The following is a 19,333-nucleotide window of genomic DNA, read 5'->3' on the forward strand; positions in this document are numbered from 1 at the left end:
TTATCCTTTAATTGCTGATCCTTGTCTACTGATTGCTCTCATAATATTCTTTCTAAAGATTAAGAAAGCAAGGAACATTGGGATAATAGAAATTACAACAGCAGCAAGTCTAATGTTTGTAGTTACAGGGATTTCACTTTGACCATCAATTCTACCAGCGTTGAATAATCATACTGACATAACATCAAATGATTGTCCATCACCTTTAATTGTTGAAATAAGTTGTGGTCATAAGTATGAGTTTCATGAAGCAAGAGAAGTTAAGATAACAATTGTAAGTGTAGTTGGCATAACCATTGGGAATGCGATTTTAAATAAGTACTTAGCTCCACCAGCACCATCAATAAGTGAAACTTCTTTAATTCTTCCTGGAATTGCTTCAAAAGCATTACGGTACATGTTAGTATTAAAAATACTTGCAGTGAATGGGAATGCTAAAGCAAGAAGGAAAGTAAATCAGTTTTTGTAAAGCTTAGTCTCTAAAATCATTTTATATTGTCCAGCTAGTAAAGCTACTTCTGGAAGAACTAAAAGTGCAAGAGCAAAGAATCATAAAAGGTTTTTTCCACGTCAGTTTCTTAATGAAAAGGCATATCCCATTAAGAAAGTAATTAAAATTTTGAAGAAAACTGAAACTAAAACGTTTGAAAATGTTAATGCTACAGATCTAAAGAACTGTGCATCAAAAGCTCTTTTATATGTATTAGCTACAACTTGAGCTCAGCTTAAGATTTGTTGTCCTTGACTTTTAATTGAACCGTTATCATTATAAGTAATAACGTAAGTTAATCCTTTACCAAAGTTAGGTAAAAGTTGGAATGAGGTTTTTAAACTTTCAGATTGACTATCATCCATAAATGAAATTGAAAGCATAAGGAAGAATGGGAATAAAATAATTACTCCAAAAAATGATAATAGCAGGATTTTAAGTAAAGAGCTAGCAATTACTCTGCTAACAGTGGTTTCATGAACTTGTGAAGAAACACGTTCTTGGTTTTTCTTAAGTTTACTTCTTAGAAACTTGTTCTGAATTTTTAACTTTAACTCAAACATTTCTCTCTCCTAAATTATTAAGTGTAATTTGTGCCATGAAGAAACCACCACGGATAATTGATGAATATGTAACACCAATGATAAATAACGCAATTGATGCGGCTCCTGAAACCGAAATATTACCTGCTGTAGTTGTATAGTAAACATAAAGCATAATTGATGCACCACCATTTTTGAATGCATCAGCGGCAGCGTTATTGAAAAGTGCAAGTGGGAAGACTTTAAGTCCACCGATAATTGCAAATGTAATTAAAAAGTTAATTGTGCTTTTAATTGATGGTAAAGTAATTGCAAAAAATTGTTTTACTTCTCCACACCCATCAATTGAAGCTGAACGATAAAGGTTCTTATCTACACCAAGCATAGCCGTTGTATAAATAAGAATGTTAAAAGCAAGACCGCTTCAAACACCATTAGAAACCATTGGTAATAATGCATTAAATGAAAACTTATCATTTGAGTTTAATCAATCATTTTGTCCGCCAAAAATACCATTAAATAATCCTGATGGGCTGAACACTTGAATGAAAACAAGTGAAACAGCAACAGCATTAGTGATATAAGGCATGAAGAAAACTGATTGTCAAAATCCTTGCACTGACTTACGATATAGTTTTGCAATAACTGATGAAACAGCTAATGAAATTGTCATAGTTAGTGGAAGAACAAAAATACCATAAATAAATGAGTTTCTAACTCCAACTGCAAAGTCCTGATCAAGGAAAACGTATGAATAGTTTCTAAGTGTCAAACTACCATCGCTTGTAGTTAGAGAATTATAGATGTTAAAGAACATAGGGATTAATGTGAAAAGAATAATTAATGTCACACCAGGTGCAAGCAAAATAAAAGGTTTTCACATCGGAGTTCTTCTATCTAAAATTGAATGTGAAAGTTCAAACTTTCTAGAAGCATCTTTTTTGAGCTTACGATTATACAAGAACGGAATTCTATCTATAACACCATCAAAGAAGCTGCTAAATTGTTTCATATTCCACCCTTTCTTCTGTATGAGCATCAAAAATGTGAAGTTTATCTTTTGGTAAATTGAAGTAAATTTTATCTCCAACATGGAAATCAAATTTATTATTAAGTAAGAAGTTAATATTTCCAACTCCAGGTAAATTAACAACTAATTTACTTTCTTTACCAAAGTTTTCTTGAACTACTACATCACCTTCAAACATGTAATCGTCGTTTGCTGTTTTAATAATGTAATCTTCTGAACGAACACCAACATTAAGTGAAGTTCCATCTTTTACATTAACTTTAATACCTTCGATTGTTTTACCAGCAACTACTAATTCACCATTAATAAATTGTGATGAAATAAGTCCCATTTCTGGCATACCTAAGAAACGAGCAACAAATTGGTTTTTAGGTTTTCTATATAGTTCAATTGGTGAGCCCATTTGTTGAACTTTTGCCATAGACATACATACAACAATGTCACTAATTGACATAGCTTCTTCTTGGTCGTGAGTAACAAAAACTGTTGTAATACCAAGTGATTGTTGAATTTGTCTAATTCATTGACGTGTAGAAATACGTAATTTAGCATCAAGGTTTGAAAGAGGTTCATCCATTAATAAGATTTCTGGTTTTTTAACAATAGCACGTGCAATAGAAACACGTTGTTGTTGTCCACCTGATAAACGTGTTGGTTTCTTTTGTAAAATTGGAACAATTTCAACACGGTGTGCAACTTCCATAACTTCGTTGTGGATTGCTTTTTTAAGTGGAATATTGTCTTTTGAAAATTCTTTAATAACAGCTTTATCATCTTCACTAAGTTGTAATTGTGATTCGTTTTTTGTTAAAGCTTTTAATTCTTGTGAAAGATTGTATTTCTTTTCGAGTTGTCCAAGAATATTTTTAAAGTTTTTTTCTGCAACAATTGGTAATGTTTTTGAATCTTTTAATAATTCTTTGTATTCAACATTATTTTTAATTAATGTTTTAAATGCAGCTTTTTCTTCTAAGTATTTTTCTTTTAATTTAGGTAATAATTCTGCATATTTTTTAGCAATAGCTTTTCTTTTTAATTGATGTTTGTAACGAATTTCTGTTTTAAGAATTTTTTCTTCTAATTTAATTACAGCAATTCTATCTTTTAAATTTAAGTTTTCAAAATCTAAAGAAAGAAGTTCAGCAGCAGCATCACCTAATTCTTTAATTCTTGCTTCAATTAATTTTTCTTCAACTAATCTCTTAAATTTAAAGTTATATTTTTTATCTTTATATTTAGCAAGTAAATCTGAAGATTTAGTTTCAGCGATTAAACCAATTGAAGAAGCATTTTTAAATTTATCTTTTGCTTCAGCAACTTTATGTTTTGTATCACTTTTTAAATTTTTAAGAACTTTAATTGTGTTTTTAGCTAATACAGCGTATTCTGAGTGTTCGTGAACTTGAGCAACTTTATATTCTGTATGTGCTTTTTCATATTTATCAACTAATTGAGCGTATAACTCATTTAATTTGTGTGAATAAAGGTTGTGTGTTTCATTTCATGAATTGAAAGAATCTTTTAAGCTTTTAATTTCTTCATTTGAAGCATTAAGGTTTTTTAATAAAATAGCCTTAATTTCTGTTTGAGCTTTAATTTTCTTTAATAAAGTATTTTTTTGTCAGTTTTCATCATTTTTAAGTGGGAATGCAATGTTGTCATATACACTCATGTGTGGATATAAAGCGTAGTTTTGGAAAACAAAACCTATTTTACGTCTTTGTGGTGTAAAATCAGTAACATCTTTACCTTTGAAAAGAATTTTACCTGATGTAACTGTTAAAAGTCCAGCAATAGCATTTAATGTTGTTGTTTTTCCACTTCCTGATGGTCCTAATAAAGTAACTAATTTACCTTCAGGAATTTTGAATGTAGCATTGTCAACAGCTAATGTTTCACCAAAATCAATATTTAGGTTTTTAAGTTCAATAGCTGGAGCAAGCTCTTTATCTTGATTATCATGCAATTCTTTTACATACATTTCAATACGCTTTAAATCTTCATCAGTAACTTTAGTAGTTACAGTATTGAAATAATGTGTCAAAAGACTTGTTAATTTCATATATTACCTTTCTTTATATTCAACTTTTGCCTATTTAGTTTTTAATTTATCCAATGCTTTTTGAACATTGTTTTCACTGCCACTTCAAAATGGAGTTCAAGCAGTATTAGTTTTACTATCATAAATATATGATTCAGCAAATTTAAGGTTGTCACCTGAACCTAATCATTTGAAATATCCATTTCTTTTTTCAATGGCTTCATTAAATGCATTGTAAATTGCTGGATAAACTACTGATTCATATGAATTTTCTTCAGCTAAATCATTTTCTCAAGCGTTTGTATTTGCAGCATATGGGAAAGTGTAACCAGCTTTTGTAATTTCTACACTATAAGAAACATCAAATTTATTATCTTCATTTCCGTAGAAAATATCACCTACTACTCTTTTATAAGCATCTGAAGTACTTGAAATGAAAATTCTAACTTTTCTTCCAACCGGGAAAGTTTTTTGTGCATATATTGTTGATAGAAGTGCAAATTGATATTCAAATGGTGAAGATTCAACTGATTTTTTATTATCACCAACTGCTTTTTCCGGTGTATCAATTCCAGCTAAACGAATAGTAATTTGATTGTCTTTGAAATTAAATACATCTCTGTTAATGTTGTGGAAGGCAGGATCAACACCGTCTGAACCGATAGGAGCTAATTTCAATGTTACAGTATCACCATCAGCTACACTCTTAACAACTCCATCAATATATTTAGCTTTAGTTCAATCAACGTCGATATGAGTGTATGTTTCTGGTTTGATTTGAACTTCTTTATCAGCAACAGCGAAAGTTGGGTTTACACTAACTTCTGATTCTAATGAAAGAGAAGCTCTAAATGGTTGGTATTGACCTTCTGTAAAGATAGTTACGTTTCCTAAACTTGAAGAACCAAAATAATCAATTCTTGCTGAACTACCAATTTTATTTACTTCTGAAAACATTTCGTGTGTTCATTTTTGGTCTGGAAAATTACGTTTAGCATCATTTTCTTTATAACCATAAATTCCTAAATTTAAATTTTTACTTAAATTTTGGAAATTAAAATCAATAATTAATTTTTTAGGTGTAAGTTTATTATTTACGTTTTCAAGTACATCAAGTTCTAATTTAAAGTTTTTAAATTTTTCAGGAATTGTATTTTTTTCAATATTTAAGAAAATGCTATCTGTATTTTCGTAATTAACAGCATCTTTTAAAGCATTTTTAATATTTGCATTAATGTATTCGTTTAATTTGTTACTTAAATGTTGTGAAAATAAACCAGATTTTTGAACATCAATTCTATTTTTCTTTAAAGAATTAGCAATAAATACATGGTATCCATTAATTGGATTTTTATCTTTTTGGAGTACTAATTTAAAGTTTTTTCAAGAATTATCATCTTTATTAACATTTAAGTCTCTTAAAAATGAATTAAAATCATATTTTAAATCTGCTTTTACTTGTGATTCTTGAGAACCATCTGAAACTGTAGGTGTTGTACCATTTTTAGTTGAATCATTAGCTGTTGTATTGCTGTTTGTTTTAGTGTTATCACAAGCTGCAGCTACTAAAAGAGGTGTAGTAGTAGCAATAACTCCTGAAAGTCCTAGTAAGATTTTTTTGTTAAATTTAAAGTTCATAAACTCTCCTTTTTAGACTTAATAAAAATATAATTTGCCTTTTTGCAAATTATATTTGTGATTTCTTTTTCAGAAATAACTATTGTCTTGGAGCTTCTTTTTTAAGTCCTGAGATAAATGTTTCAAATGTTGGAGCGGCTGATTTTGATGTTGCTGCTTTTTGAAGTGAATCAAGTCCTGCTCTAATTTGATCTCTAAATGTATCTGAATATTCTGAAGCTGGTTCTTCGTATAATTTAACTTTTGAATCTTCAGCTGCAGTATCTTTAAATGATGCGAAAGCTTGTTTTAAGTATGAGTTGTGTCCAAAAATTTGATTAATTTGTTCTTCTGTAGCTTTATCATATCCTTTAACAGGAATAATGTAGCTAAATGCATCTTCAATAAATTTAATAGGTGTAGTAACTTTATCTTTATCTAAACCTTTTTTAACATCTTCTGGGTTAGCTTTAAATGTAACATCTGTTTCTGTTGTTAAAATTCATTTAACAAATGCACGAACAGAATCGTCTTGCACTTTGTTTCCTGAGCTAACTCCAATAAGTGATGGTCCTTGTCCAAATACAACTCCTGTTTTTGTTTTACTGTCTCAGAAGTATGGTGTTGGTAATACTAATAATTCATTTTCATTAAGTACAGTAGTTGAATCTGTTTTTTCTAGTGTAAATTGTAGTGATTTAAGTGCTTCTTGGGTTGCTTCAGTCATATCACCATTATTAAATTTACCTTTTGAATCTGCGTTAGGTAATCCATTAGGAATGATTAATAAGTAACCTGCTGAATCTGCATTACCTCCAAGAGTAACTTTTCCAGCGTAATATTTAGAGCTTGTAAATGTATCTAAATAAGACTTCATTTTATCGTTTTCTTGGATAAATAAAAGAAGCGCTTTGTCACCCATTGCTTCAAATTTTTCTTTGAAACGTTTTGTGTCTTCCGGTGTGCTTAATCTAACTGCATGTTTTTGATCACTATCTTGTAATTGTTGTGAAGTTACTGTATCAGGGTAAATTGGATTATTGTAACGTGATGATTCAGCTAAAGCTAATGAACCAAATTCTTCTTTAAGATCTTTGTTGAATTTTTCTAAATTAACATGACGGATTGAACGGAACATTTTATTGTTTTCAGCAATATCATATTTAACGTCACCAAGTGCTCTTGATGATAAGTTTCATCCATTTGATTTTTCTAATGGAACATAGTTGTGTTCAAATCCAGATGTTGAACCTGTTGAAAATGCAAATTTATGTTGAATTTGACTTGATGATGAGTAAGCTCCACCAGGTTGTAATACTGTTGCTCCTTTAGTTACTGATGTAGATAAAGCATCATAAATTTTTTGAGCATTCTTTTTAGCTGTTCCATCGTTTAAAAGAGTAGTAAAGTCAACTGTAGTTACACCATTTGTTTTAGTAATTTTACTAAATGTATTTTCAAGTTCTCCGTTACCTAATGAGAATAATGTTGAACCAAAGAATGAAGGTGGACCGTCAATTCCAAATACGTGTACTCCAGCATTTGCGGGATCTCCATTATTGTATGATTGTGTAAATAAACTTTGAGCAAATGTTGAGAATTTTAATAAATCATCGTATCTTTGGAAATATCCTTTTCTAAATACTGCTAATGATTTATCTTCTCCTTTATCCATTTCTGCTTTTATCATATCTTGAATTTTTGTAACAGGTAAACCTCAAAGTGATTTAACGCTGTCAAAGTCTTTTTCACCAACTTCTTTAAGTTTTGCGTAAAATGCTGTTGTTTCAGCATCATCCGCAACTTTTCCACCATTATCAACTATTGATTTAACGATGTAGTAAAGAACTGGACCATTAACAGCCATAACATTTGTACTCTTAAGCAATGGTAAAGAGTATGTTGAAGGGTTTTGAATATTAGCAATTGTAAAGTTTTGTTTTGTAAATGCTGCATCAAAATCATCAATATCAACATTAAATTGTTCTTCACCACTATTAAATGATAAAAGCATGTTTTTTGCAGCTAACTTTGCAGCAGCTGGTGGATAGTTAATAACAATATTAGGTGTATTTTCTGTATCTTTAGATTTTAATTTAAGTTCTAAAGTTTCACTACCTTTTGAATATCCACTACCCATGTTGATTGATTTAACAGGTAATAAAGTTATTTGAGGATTTTTAGCTTTTTCAGCTGCTAAATATTCATTGTAAGCTGCCATTAATTTTTCAAGAGCTTTACCTTTAGTATTTGTTGAAGAGAAAGTGTTACCGATTAAAATTTCTTTTCTACCTTCATTTAATTTAAATGATTGATTTGCTGCTGTAGGGTTTGCACCAGAAAGAGCATTATCGATACGTTCTTGTTCTTCGTCAGAAATATTTGAATCTTCAGTTTCAGGTGTTACTGTACCAGGTTCAGGTGTTATTTCTCCTGTTCCAGGTTCGGGTGTTACTGTCCCAGGCTCTGTAGTTTCTTCTTTGTTTGTTTTAGTGTCATCACAAGAGGCTGCTACTAAAAGTGGTGTACCAGCAGCTAGCACTCCTGAAAGTCCTAATAAAATTTTTTTATTAAATTTAAAGTTCATAATTTACTTTTGCTCCTTATAAAATAAATTTATAACAGATAATATAAAAGTAAAGTTTTATATTTTAAGTTATGATTGATTATTACTGAGTAAGAAGATTAAATTGTCTTTTACTCTCATATTTAATTATTTGCATTAATATTATATTTAATTACTTAAACTTAATAATTTTCAGTTAAATAAATGTTTAAAATTGAAAACTTTTTCATATTTTTTCCATATTTTTTAATTTTTGAAATTATTTTTCAATTTTAAAAAAGCTCAAGTATTTTTTTAAAAGTAATAAGTTTTAAAATTTACGCTCAATTTAGTGAAATTTAGTAATTTTTAAATTAGCTACTTTAAATAAGAAAAAACAAAATTTTAATAAATAAATTACAATTGAAACTAAATTTCATTTTAAAAATTAAAACAATAATTGAAATAAAAAAATGTGAGTATTATAACACTCACACTAAATTAAATTCATTATTTATATAGTTATTTTTGTTTGACAATTTCTTTTCATGGATAAGGAAACTCTTTGGGAGTACTTCTTAGTTTTTGAATTTCAACAATATAATTGTGACGTTCTACATCTTGACTAATAAATGGATAAAAATTTAACTCTGCTTTTACTTTACTTAAAATATCTTTTGCTGCTTCAATTTCTTTTGGTGCATTAAATCCTTTTAAAAGGATCATCTTACCTTGTAATTTGACTAAATGAAAAGAAGACATCAGCATAGTTTTAACATTTCCTACTGCTCTAGCTGTAACAATATTAAATAAATTTTTTTCAAACTGTGTTTCAGCTCTTTCATTATAAACAGTAACAAAGGATTCTAAATTTAGTTCTTTAATAACTAAATTTAGAAAATTCACTCTTTTTTGAATAGGTTCGTAAATTGTAATATGGTTGTTTGGCTTTGTTAGTACATAAGGAATTGAAGGAAAACCGCATCCAGCACCAATATCTAAAATTTCTAAATTCTCTTGCTTTTTAGTGATTTCTTGCATAAAAAGTAAAGATTCTAAAATCCCTTCTTCTCACAAGCGATCTCCAGTAAAACCGGTAAGATTCATTATTTTGTTTTTTTCTTCAATTAAATTTACATATTTTTCGAATAATTCAAAATCTCAGTTGTTTTCCTTACACATTTGCTCAACAATTAATTTATGTTTCATATTTTTTCCTTGGTAAATTAAAAGTGCATTTTGCACTTTTAATTATAGTTTTGTAATTTCTTCTTTTAGCTCTTTATAAACATCCGAAATGCTTCCACTATTAAGTGAGGCACTAACAACTTTTCCTAAAAAATCACCTAAAGAAACAATTTCTAATTTAGTAAATTTTTCTGCTAATTCATAGTTATCAATGCTATCTGTAATAATAACTTTATCTACATTCGGATTGTTTTCAAACATTTCAAAACCTTTAGTAAAAATTCCGTGTGTAGCAGCTACGATGACTTTTTTAGCACCGTTAGCTTTTAGTGTATCAACCGCTTTTAAAATTGTTCCACCAGTATCAATAATATCATCGACAATAACTGCATTTTGGTTTGAAATATCTCCGATAATTCCCATAACTTCAGTTTGGTTAACTCCTGTACGTCTTTTGTCAATAATACAAATTTTGACTGTATCAGCAATTAACTCTGCCAATTTTCTTGCACGGACAGTTCCACCGTGATCAGGTGAGACAACTGTAAATTTCTCATTTAATTTTTTTAATGCTTTCGCAAGAGGGTATTGTCCTTTGAGATCATCAACCGGAATATTAAAGAACCCTTGAATTGATGGGTTGTGTAAATCTACACAAATAACTTTAGTTGCACCTGCTGTTTGTAATAAGTCAGCTACTAACTTAGCGCCTATTGGTTGACGTCCACTAGCTTTTCTGTCCTGACGAGCATAACCGTAGTAACTTAAGCAAACATTAATGCTTCTACCACTTGCTCTTTTTAGCGAATCAATAAAAAGAAGTAGTTCCATAATGTTGTTGTTTACAGGTCTTGAAGTAGAAGCGATAATAAAAACATCTTTATCACGCACAGTTGGTTCTGACACCATCATTACTTCACCATCAGCATAAACTGTTCTTTCAACTGTTGATAAAGGAATATCAACAATTTTTGAAACATGCTCAGCAAGTTTTAAAGAATTTTGCATTCCAAATAAAACTGTATGATTTTTATCCATTTTTTGTCCTTTGATTTTTCATTTTTATACACAATTATTTTACTTTATTATTATTTTTTAAATAATTAAATAGCTAAAGAAAAAGAAAATTAAAAATAGTAAGCTCGTTGCTTACTATTTAAATAACAAATTTAGTAATCTTTATTTTAATGAGTTGATAATATCAGTAATTTTTTTAGCAGCAATTGAACCATCACTTGCTGCTGTAACAATTTGACGAATATCTTTAACTCTAATGTCACCAGCTGCGAATAAACCTTTGATTTTTGTTTCCATAGCTTCATTAGTTTCAATAAAACCTTTATCATTTAAAATACCTAAATCTTTAGCAAAATCTGCTTTTGGTTCCATTCCAATGTATGGGAAAAATGATGCAACGTTAACAACTGTTTCGTTTCCATCTTTATCAACAATTAAAGCTTGCTCTAATTGATTTTCACCCATAAGTTTTTTGATTTGTGAATTACGATAAACTTTAACATTTGGTAATTTAAGTAAATCGTCAACTAAATGTTGTTCTGCTGTAAAGTTTTCATCACGAATAACGATGTTAACTTCAGTAGCAATACTTGATAAGTAAACAGATTCTTCAACAGCTGAGTTACCTGCTCCAAGTACAAGAGTTGGGTATCCTTTGTATATTGGTCCATCACAAATTGCACAAAATGAAACACCAGCGTGCATAAATTTATCAATATTTTCAATAAATGTAGGTACTCTGTTTTGCATTCCGGTTGCAATTAAAACAGTTTTTGCTTCAATAACTTCACCACTAACTAAAGTTACTGCAAAATGATAATCACCAAGTTGTTTAATGCTTTCTACTTCACCGTATTTGTGTATAGCACCATACTCTTTTGCGTGATTGTAAAAGTTGGTAGCTAGTTGTCATCCTTCGATGTATTCAGTACCAATTCAGTTTTCAACTTTATTGGTAGTTGTAATTTTACCTCCAGGAGCTCCTTTTTCAATAAACATTGTTTTAACGTTAGCTCTCGAAGCATATAGTGCAGCGTTAAGACCAGCTGGCCCTGCACCAATAATTAATAAATCTAATTTTTCCATAATTTCTCTCTAATTTTCTTTGTTTAATTTTGTTTTCATTTTTAATAAATTATATTTGTATGATGTTGCTAAAACATGTGCTTTATATAGCTCTGGATTAGCATATTCATAAGTTCTAGTTCATGGTTTTTTAGCTTCGGCTTTTAGTTTGTATTCCACTAGTCCAAAGAATTGGTAGTATACAAACACCAATAATCCAATTACCGCAAAACCAACTGCTAAATATTTATAAACATCATAGCTTTCTTCACGTAGTGGTTCCATCACTAAACGAAGTAAACCGTATCATAATAAGTAAAGTCCAGCTGAAGCACCTGGCTTAGTGAAGTTAAATAAATTAAGCACTCAAACAATGAGTAAGTAACCAACTAAGTTCGCCAATCCTTCGTATAAGAATAGTGGATAACGATATGCTCCTTGCAATCCTAATTGTTCACTGACTGAATCGCTAATAAACATTTGACTGGCAAAAGTGTGTCCTCACATTAAGCTAGAAGCTCCAGATCAATCTATTTTTCCGTAAACCTCGTGGTTTGAAAAGTTCCCTCAACGACCCACAAATTGACCAATTAAAATAGTTGGAATAATGTATGAAGCAGCTTTACGCACATCAATTACTTTACGCTTAGTATATACATAAATTAAATCAGCAATTGTCGCTAAAATAATTCCGTACTGAATACTAAGACCACCTTCTCAAATTGCTCATCAACGTGCAAGCGGTTGTCCAGCAATGGCACGTTCAATAATAAAACCAAGACGAGCACCTATCATAGCACAAGGAACTGTGATAATAATTAATGTTAATAAAATTTCAAAAGGATATTTTTCACGTTTTCAAAAGTAAGCGGCTGTTAAAATCGAGCAAGTAAATCCAAGCAAAATACAAAGCGAATAAACGTTCATTGTTCAACTACCAATACTAAATAAGACTGTTGGTGTTCCTTCGCTAATTGCTTGCGATGGTACAAATGATGGTAAACTATTTGTCATTTTTCTCCTCTAGTTCTTCTTTTCTGCGATCAGCAATTAATTTTAAGATGTCATGATCTTCGCGTCATCCTAAATAAGCACTAACAGCGGCTTCAATTAAGGAAGCGGCTGAACCACCCTCTTTAATTGGTACTTTAATTTTACGGATATATCTTCCAAAAATTGGATACTTTAAAATTTGTGTTCCCAGACGATCTAAATCGTTTTGGTGTTCTTGTTTAACTAATTCAACCACTAAATCAATAAGCGCAGATTTAGCTACCGAATTTAATCCATAAGTAAATTTAATATCAATAAGTCCAATTCCACGAACTTCTAATAAATTTTGAGTTAACTTAGGAGCTGTACCTATAAAAACACTTCCACTATCTTTAATTAAAACTGCATCATCCGCAATCAAAAGATGTCCGCGTTGAATAAGTTCAAGTGCAGCCTCTGATTTCCCTACTCCACTATCTCCTGTAATAAGCACACCGGTACCACCTACAAGTACAAGAGTTCCATGTACCTGTGTTTGCTCTGCGAAATAATCATTAAGATAAGCGCCAATAGCGGTAGAAATAACAGATGAACTCGAATTTGATAATGCAATTGGAATGTTATATGTATTAGCAATTTCTAAAACCCAAGCCAATGCTGGTTTAGAAAAACCTTTTGACAAAATAACAAGCGGTGGTTTTTGTTGAAAAACATATTCTAATGATTCGATTGCACGTTTTTTTCCAATTTGGAAAAATCACATTGATTCACTTGTACCTCAAGAAATTACATTTAAATTAATCCGATCAGCGCGAACTTTTTCACTTAGTTCTAACCCTACTCTTTTAATAGCAGGTTCATAAATATCATTATATGTTAGATAAGGATTATCAGCATTAATGATATTTAAATCGAAAAATCGAATGACTTTTTCAACATTAATTTTTTTGTGACTTTTATTTGACATATTGCTCCTTATTTTATAAATTATATCGGTTTCTAAATTCTTTTCTTAGATAACCTTTTTTAAATATTCAGCAGTATATCCTCTTCCTAAATTAACTATGGTTTCTGGAGTACCTTGAGCAACAACTTTTCCTCCATTAATTCCACCATCAGGACCTAAATCAATAATTCAATCAGCTGATTTGATCATATCTAGGTTATGTTCAATTACTAAGACGGTATCACCATTATCAACAATCCGATTTAAAATGTTGACTAATTTTTTTACGTCATGCACGTGTAACCCTGTTGTAGGTTCATCGAGCACATAAATCGTTTTTCCTGTTGCTTTCTTTTGTAAGTAAGTTGCTAATTTAACTCTTTGTGCTTCACCACCACTAAGAGTTGTTGACATTTGTCCAAGTTTAATGTAGTCTAATCCCACATCAGATAAAATTTGTAATTTTTCAATAATTTTTTGCTTGTTTTCGAAAAATTCAATCGCTTCTTCGACTGTCATTTCTAGTACATCAGAAATAGTTTTTTTATGATATCTAATTTCGAGTGTTTCACGATTGTATCTTTTCCCATCACATTCATCACACGGAACATACACATCAGGTAAAAAATGCATTTCCACTTTTAAAAATCCATCTCCAGTACATTTTTCACATCTACCATCAGCTACATTAAAACTAAATCTACTTTTAGTGTATCCTCTCGCACGTGCTTCATAAACATTAGCAAAAATATCTCTAATATCATCAAAAACACCTGTATAAGTTGCTGGATTACTCCGTGGAGTTCTTCCAATTGGACTTTGACTAATTGGAATTACTTTATCTATTTCACTAAGCCCTTGGATTGAATGGAACTTAGCACGTTTATGTTGTAACCCTTCTGAGATACCTAACATTTGTTGAATTCCAGATACTAAAATTTCATTAACTAGGGTACTTTTCCCACTACCTGAAACACCTGTAACAGCAACAAATTTACCAAGCGGGATTGTTACATCAATATTTTTTAGGTTGTTTTCTTTTGCACCTTTAATTAAAATTTGTTTACCGTTTCCAGATCTTCTAACAGCAGGAACAGGAATCAGTCACTCTCCAGAAAGGTACTTACCTGTAATTGATGTTGGTTCATTAGTAATATCTTCTAGTGTTCCAGCAGCAACTATTTCACCACCATGCACACCAGCTTTAGGTCCAATATCAACAATATAATCAGCAGCAAACATAGTATCTTCATCATGCTCTACAACAATTAAAGTATTACCTAAGTCAACCATCTTTTTGAGTGTTTCAATTAACTTAGTATTATCTTTTTGGTGTAACCCAATTGATGGTTCATCAAGTACATACAGCACACCTGAAAGATTTGAACCAATTTGTGTAGCTAACCTAATTCTTTGTGCTTCACCTCCACTAAGGGTTTCGGCATTACGGTCTAGTGATAAATAATCTAAACCAACATTTTTTAAAAATGATAGTCTGTCAATAATTTCTTTAGTAATTAAGTTTGAAATTTGTTTTTCATTTTCATCAAATTGTTCAACTAATTTAGTAGTAATTTCTAAAGCATCTGAAATTGATTTCTGTGTAAATTCATAAATATTCATTCCATCAATTTTAACTGCTAGAGATTCTTTTTTTATTCTAGCACCTTTACAGGTTGAACAAGCTACTGAACCAATATATTTTTTATAATATTCTCTTTTTCTTTCGCTAGTAGTTTCGAAAAACAGACGTTCAATTTTAGTTACAATACCTTCAATTTCACTAGTACGACGGAAAGTACTTCCGTTTTCACTTTTCATTTCATAATCTACCGGACCATCAGAACCATACATAATAACTTCTAGTTCTTTTTTAGTCATTTCTTCAAGTGGTTTTTTAATGTCAATGTTGTAACAATTTAATAAAGCTTCAAATCTTTGTCACTCTAAATTGAAAGTACCAATTGTATTTTCAAAATATTTAATCGCACCTTCCTGAATTGAACGTCATTTTTCTGGAGCAATTAAATCAAAATCAGCTTTATTTTCAATCCCAAGTCCTTTACAGGTTGGACACATCCCTTGCGGCGAGTTAAATGAGAATAATCTTGTTTCAATTTTTGGTAAATTAAAGTCTTTATAAATACATGAATGCGTTTTAGAAAACTTTTTAATTTCATTTGTATCTAAAATTTCAACTGAAATTTGTCCACCAGTTAAATCACCAGCAGTGTCAATAGCTTGTGCAATTCTGCTGTAATTACTTTCAGTCAGAATTACATTATCAATCACTAAATCGATATCATGCTTTTGATTTTTATCTAAATTGATTTCATCGTCTAAAAGATAAATCACTCCATCAATTTTAACTCTTAGATAGCTTTCATTTTTAAGTTTCTCTAATAAATTCGCGTGTGTTCCTTTTTGGGCTTCAACTAATGGAGCATAAATTCTTAATTTTGAATTTACAGGATACTCAGCAAGAGTTTTTAAAATATCATTTGTACTTTGTGATGAAATTTCAATGTTATGTGTTGGACAGTAAGCTTTTCCTAAACGTGCAAAAAGCAAACGTAAATAATCATATAGTTCAGTTACTGTTCCAACTGTAGATCTTGGATTACTATGCACTGTTTTTTGTTCAATACTAATAGCAGGACTTAAACCATCAATTTTATCCACATTAGGTTTTTTAGTTCCACCTAAAAACATACGTGCATATGAGCTAAGAGAATCTACATAACGGCGGCGTCCTTCTTCATAAATAGTGTTAAAAGCCAGCGAACTTTTACCACTACCACTTAGTCCTGTAAAAACAACTAATTTATTTTTAGGAATGGTAAGAGAAACATTTTTAAGGTTATTTTCTCTGGCTCCTTGTATTGTTAAAAAATCACTATTTTTAGACATTACACCTCCTTATAATTTTTTATTCAGGTAAATCACAACCACTAACTGGTTCAAAATCAAAGTTTTGTTTGTTAACTTTAGCTAATGCTTCTTCAGAGAACAAGTCAAAGTTATCAACTAACTTAACTAAATCCATTGATTTTCCTTTTAATTTTAAAAAGTCAAAAATATTTTGCATTTGACTAACCACTAATTCTTGGTTGTCAATATTATTTTTTAACTCATTAATTTTACCTAATAATGACTCATCATTTCCTTTAAACTCTACACTTGTAATAACTTTTGCAAGTGCTAAAGCATAGCGATTTAAAATTTTTGAGTAATTACGATTTGTTTCGAAGTGATTAACCAATACTTCTTCACGTAACTCTTCATTTCAATTAACTTTATCAGCTAATTTTAATAATTTAATAAATCCTTGATGAATTGAATAAACATCAATTGTGTATGAATTCACTGAATCCACGTTGTTTCTAATTTCTGTAATTTTATAAAACATTATTTTTCCTTTTGCAATTCTAACAAAATATCTCTTAGTTGAATTGCTCTTTCATAATCTAATTCTTTTGCAGCTTGATTCATTTGCTCTTTAATTTCTTTAATTAAAGTATCTTTTGATTTCTTATCTGCTTTTTTAATATTTTTACCACTTTGCGATTGATCAAGCAATAATTGCACCGCATTCATAATATCATGCCCATGAATAGGTTCTGCAATTGGTTTGATAATCGTTTGTGGTGTAATATTGTGTTTTTGATTGTAAGTTATTTGTAACTTACGTTTAGTAGCGTTATCGTCGATACACTCTTGCATACTTTTGGTGATTTTATCAGCATATAAAATCGCCTGACCAGAAGCATTTCTAGCTGCCCGACCTACAATCTGAATAAGGCTTCTAGTATTACGCATAAAGCTTTCTTTATCAGCGTCCAGTACCAGCACCTTCGAGACTTCAGGTAAGTCGATTCCTTCTCTAAGTAAGTTAATACCAACAACAACTTCATATATTCCACTTCTTAATTTTCTTAAAATTTCATTCCGAACAAAGGTGCTATGTTCAGAGTGAATATAAGCAGCTTTAATTCCTTTTTCAATTAAGTAAGTAGAAAGTTCTTCAGCCATTCTTTTTGTAATAGTTAAAATGATTGTCCGTTCATTTTTTTCTTTTTGGGACATAATTGTGTCGTAAATGTCTTCCACCTGATTAGCTGTTGGTCGAATAATAATTTCTGGATCAATAAGACCAGTTGGACGAACATACAGAGGAACTACCTCATTTGTTTGTTCTAATTCGTAATCACCAGGTGTAGCCGAAATATAAATTTTCTTGAATTTAAAGTTACTTTCTCATTCATTAAAACGTAAAGGTCTATTTTCTAGTGCACTAGGTAATCTAAAACCATATTCAACCAGCGATTCTTTTCTTGACCTATCACCTTTGTACATCGCATTTAGTTGTGGTACAAACATATGGGATTCATCAATGAACATCAGCGAATCCTTCGGAAAGAAATCTAAAATTGTAAATGGACGTTCACCAAATTGTCTACGATCTAGATACATTGAATAATTCTCAATACCTTTACATTGTCCAAACTCAAGCATATCATCAACATCATTTTTAATTCTTTGATTTAAGCGGGTAGCTTCTAAAATCTTTCCTTCTTTTGTGAACTTTGCGACACTTTGATTAAGCTCATCTAAAATTTTAGGAGCTATTTCTTCGTAAACACTGTTGCTTGTTGCGTATTCAGTTCCTGGTGAAAGTGTATAAATTTTCACTTTTTCAATTACGTTTTTAGTTAATGAATCTACAATTGCAATTTCTTCAATTTCATCATAGAAAAAACTAATACGTACTGCTTTATCCTCACTATCAGCAGGTTGGACAAAAACAATATCTCCTTTAACTGTGAAAGTACCTGGTTTTAATTCCACATCATTTCTCACATATTGAATATTTAATAATTGATATGTAAAATTTTGTAATGAAATTTCTTGTGAAACAAAAAAACGATAAAATGAATTTTTATAAACTTCTGGATTTAATGCGCCGTAAATAGCACTAACACTAGCTACTACTATTACATCTTTTCTAGTAACAAGCGAATTAAGAGCGCTTAAACGAAGTATTTCTATTTGCTCGTTTGTTTTAGAATCTTTTTCCACATAAGTATCAGTAGCTGGTAAATAAGCTTCTGGTCTAAAATAGTCAAAATAACTAATAAAGTATTCTACTGCATTGTCTGGAAAAAATGATTTTAACTCACTATAAAGCTGACTAGCAAGTGTTTTGTTATGAGACAAAATAATTGCTGGTCTATCAAAATTTTTAATAACATTAGCAATTGTAAAAGTTTTACCACTACCAGTTACACCTCTAAGAACTTGTTGATCAATACCGTTTTCAATATTTTGTGTCATTTTGCTAATAGCTTCTGGTTGATCACCTGTAGGTTTATAATCAGCTTTTAGTTTAAAAATTCCCATCAAATCCTTTCTAGTCACAATCACTAATACATTCGATAATATCTGATAAATCGCAACTTAATGCTTTACAGATTTTTATCAAAATATCAGTTGTAACATTTTTGTTATTAACTAACTTATATAAGGTAGTTTTGCTAATGTTAGCTTTTTCCATCAAATCTTTTTTACTTCAATCTTTATCTATTAAAAGCTTTCATAGCGGTTTATAACTAAAAATCATTTTCCTCCTTACTAAAATACTTTTTTCGCATTCAAAAAGTTTTTTATCGAAAACTACTAAACATAAAATAAAAGCACGTTTTTCGTGCATGAATTATTACGCAGCAGCTTGTTCAGCTCTTCTTTTATCTCTTGCTACTTCTTTAGCAACTTTTTTAGCTCTTTTTTCTGCACGTAATTTGTTTTTTAATCTAACTACTTTACGCATAAAATATCCTCTATTAATGTTTGTTTTTTAAA

General features: G+C 30.2%; 14 protein-coding genes. All 14 read right to left on the reverse strand.

Translation table 4 applies throughout. The features are described from left to right. On the reverse strand, positions 1-1,053 hold the full coding sequence (locus tag EI91_RS02365) for a carbohydrate ABC transporter permease (RefSeq protein ID WP_036452710.1): 1,053 nt from the start codon (positions 1,051-1,053) through the stop codon (positions 1-3). Beyond that, positions 1,007-2,044 (reverse strand): carbohydrate ABC transporter permease, encoded by a 1,038-nt coding sequence (locus EI91_RS02370; protein WP_036452712.1) that lies wholly within the window; start codon positions 2,042-2,044, stop codon positions 1,007-1,009. Before EI91_RS02370 ends, EI91_RS02365 begins: the two co-directional genes overlap by 47 nt. Continuing rightward, entirely contained in the window at positions 2,031-4,124 is a 2,094-nt protein-coding gene (locus tag EI91_RS02375) for an ATP-binding cassette domain-containing protein (protein WP_051789173.1), read from the reverse strand. Before EI91_RS02375 ends, EI91_RS02370 begins: the two co-directional genes overlap by 14 nt. Positions 4,125-4,154: 30 nt before the next feature. Then, positions 4,155-5,741 (reverse strand): thermonuclease family protein, encoded by a 1,587-nt coding sequence (locus EI91_RS02380; protein WP_036452714.1) that lies wholly within the window; start codon positions 5,739-5,741, stop codon positions 4,155-4,157. Between the two features lie 79 nt (positions 5,742-5,820). Continuing rightward, positions 5,821-8,307, reverse strand: a complete 2,487-nt coding sequence (locus EI91_RS02385) for a P68 family surface lipoprotein (RefSeq protein WP_036452715.1) — start codon at positions 8,305-8,307, stop codon at positions 5,821-5,823. Between the two features lie 480 nt (positions 8,308-8,787). Further along, positions 8,788-9,474, reverse strand: coding sequence for a 16S rRNA (guanine(527)-N(7))-methyltransferase RsmG (gene rsmG, locus EI91_RS02390; RefSeq protein ID WP_036452717.1), 687 nt, complete (start codon positions 9,472-9,474; stop codon positions 8,788-8,790). A 42-nt stretch (positions 9,475-9,516) separates the two neighbouring features. After that, positions 9,517-10,491: a ribose-phosphate pyrophosphokinase gene (locus EI91_RS02395; RefSeq protein ID WP_036452719.1), complete on the reverse strand. Its 975-nt coding sequence runs from the start codon at positions 10,489-10,491 to the stop codon at positions 9,517-9,519. Between the two features lie 141 nt (positions 10,492-10,632). Then, the gene (locus EI91_RS02400; protein ID WP_036452721.1) at positions 10,633-11,556 is read right to left on the reverse strand and encodes an NAD(P)/FAD-dependent oxidoreductase; all 924 of its coding nucleotides are present in this window, start codon (positions 11,554-11,556) and stop codon (positions 10,633-10,635) included. A gap of 9 nt (positions 11,557-11,565) precedes the next feature. Next, entirely contained in the window at positions 11,566-12,549 is a 984-nt protein-coding gene (lgt, locus tag EI91_RS02405) for a prolipoprotein diacylglyceryl transferase (RefSeq protein ID WP_036452723.1), read from the reverse strand. Beyond that, a complete protein-coding gene (gene hprK, locus EI91_RS02410; RefSeq protein ID WP_036452725.1) occupies positions 12,539-13,495 on the reverse strand; it encodes an HPr(Ser) kinase/phosphatase in 957 nt (318 codons plus the stop codon). Before hprK ends, lgt begins: the two co-directional genes overlap by 11 nt. 45 nt (positions 13,496-13,540) lie before the next feature. Then, positions 13,541-16,384, reverse strand: coding sequence for an excinuclease ABC subunit UvrA (gene uvrA / locus EI91_RS02415; protein ID WP_036452727.1), 2,844 nt, complete (start codon positions 16,382-16,384; stop codon positions 13,541-13,543). A gap of 19 nt (positions 16,385-16,403) precedes the next feature. After that, positions 16,404-16,883, reverse strand: coding sequence for a basic helix-loop-helix domain-containing protein (locus tag EI91_RS02420; protein WP_036452728.1), 480 nt, complete (start codon positions 16,881-16,883; stop codon positions 16,404-16,406). Next, on the reverse strand, positions 16,883-18,874 hold the full coding sequence (uvrB, locus tag EI91_RS02425) for an excinuclease ABC subunit UvrB (RefSeq protein ID WP_036452730.1): 1,992 nt from the start codon (positions 18,872-18,874) through the stop codon (positions 16,883-16,885). The genes EI91_RS02420 and uvrB overlap by 1 nt, the downstream gene beginning before the upstream one ends. Positions 18,875-18,884: 10 nt before the next feature. After that, entirely contained in the window at positions 18,885-19,094 is a 210-nt protein-coding gene (locus EI91_RS02430; protein ID WP_036452732.1) for a helix-turn-helix domain-containing protein, read from the reverse strand. Positions 19,095-19,333: the final 239 nt, after the last annotated feature.

Origin of the sequence: Mycoplasma buteonis, from assembly GCF_000733865.1 — a bacterium.
Taxonomy (GTDB): Bacteria; Bacillota_I; Bacilli_A; order Mycoplasmatales; family Metamycoplasmataceae; genus Mycoplasmopsis; species Mycoplasmopsis buteonis.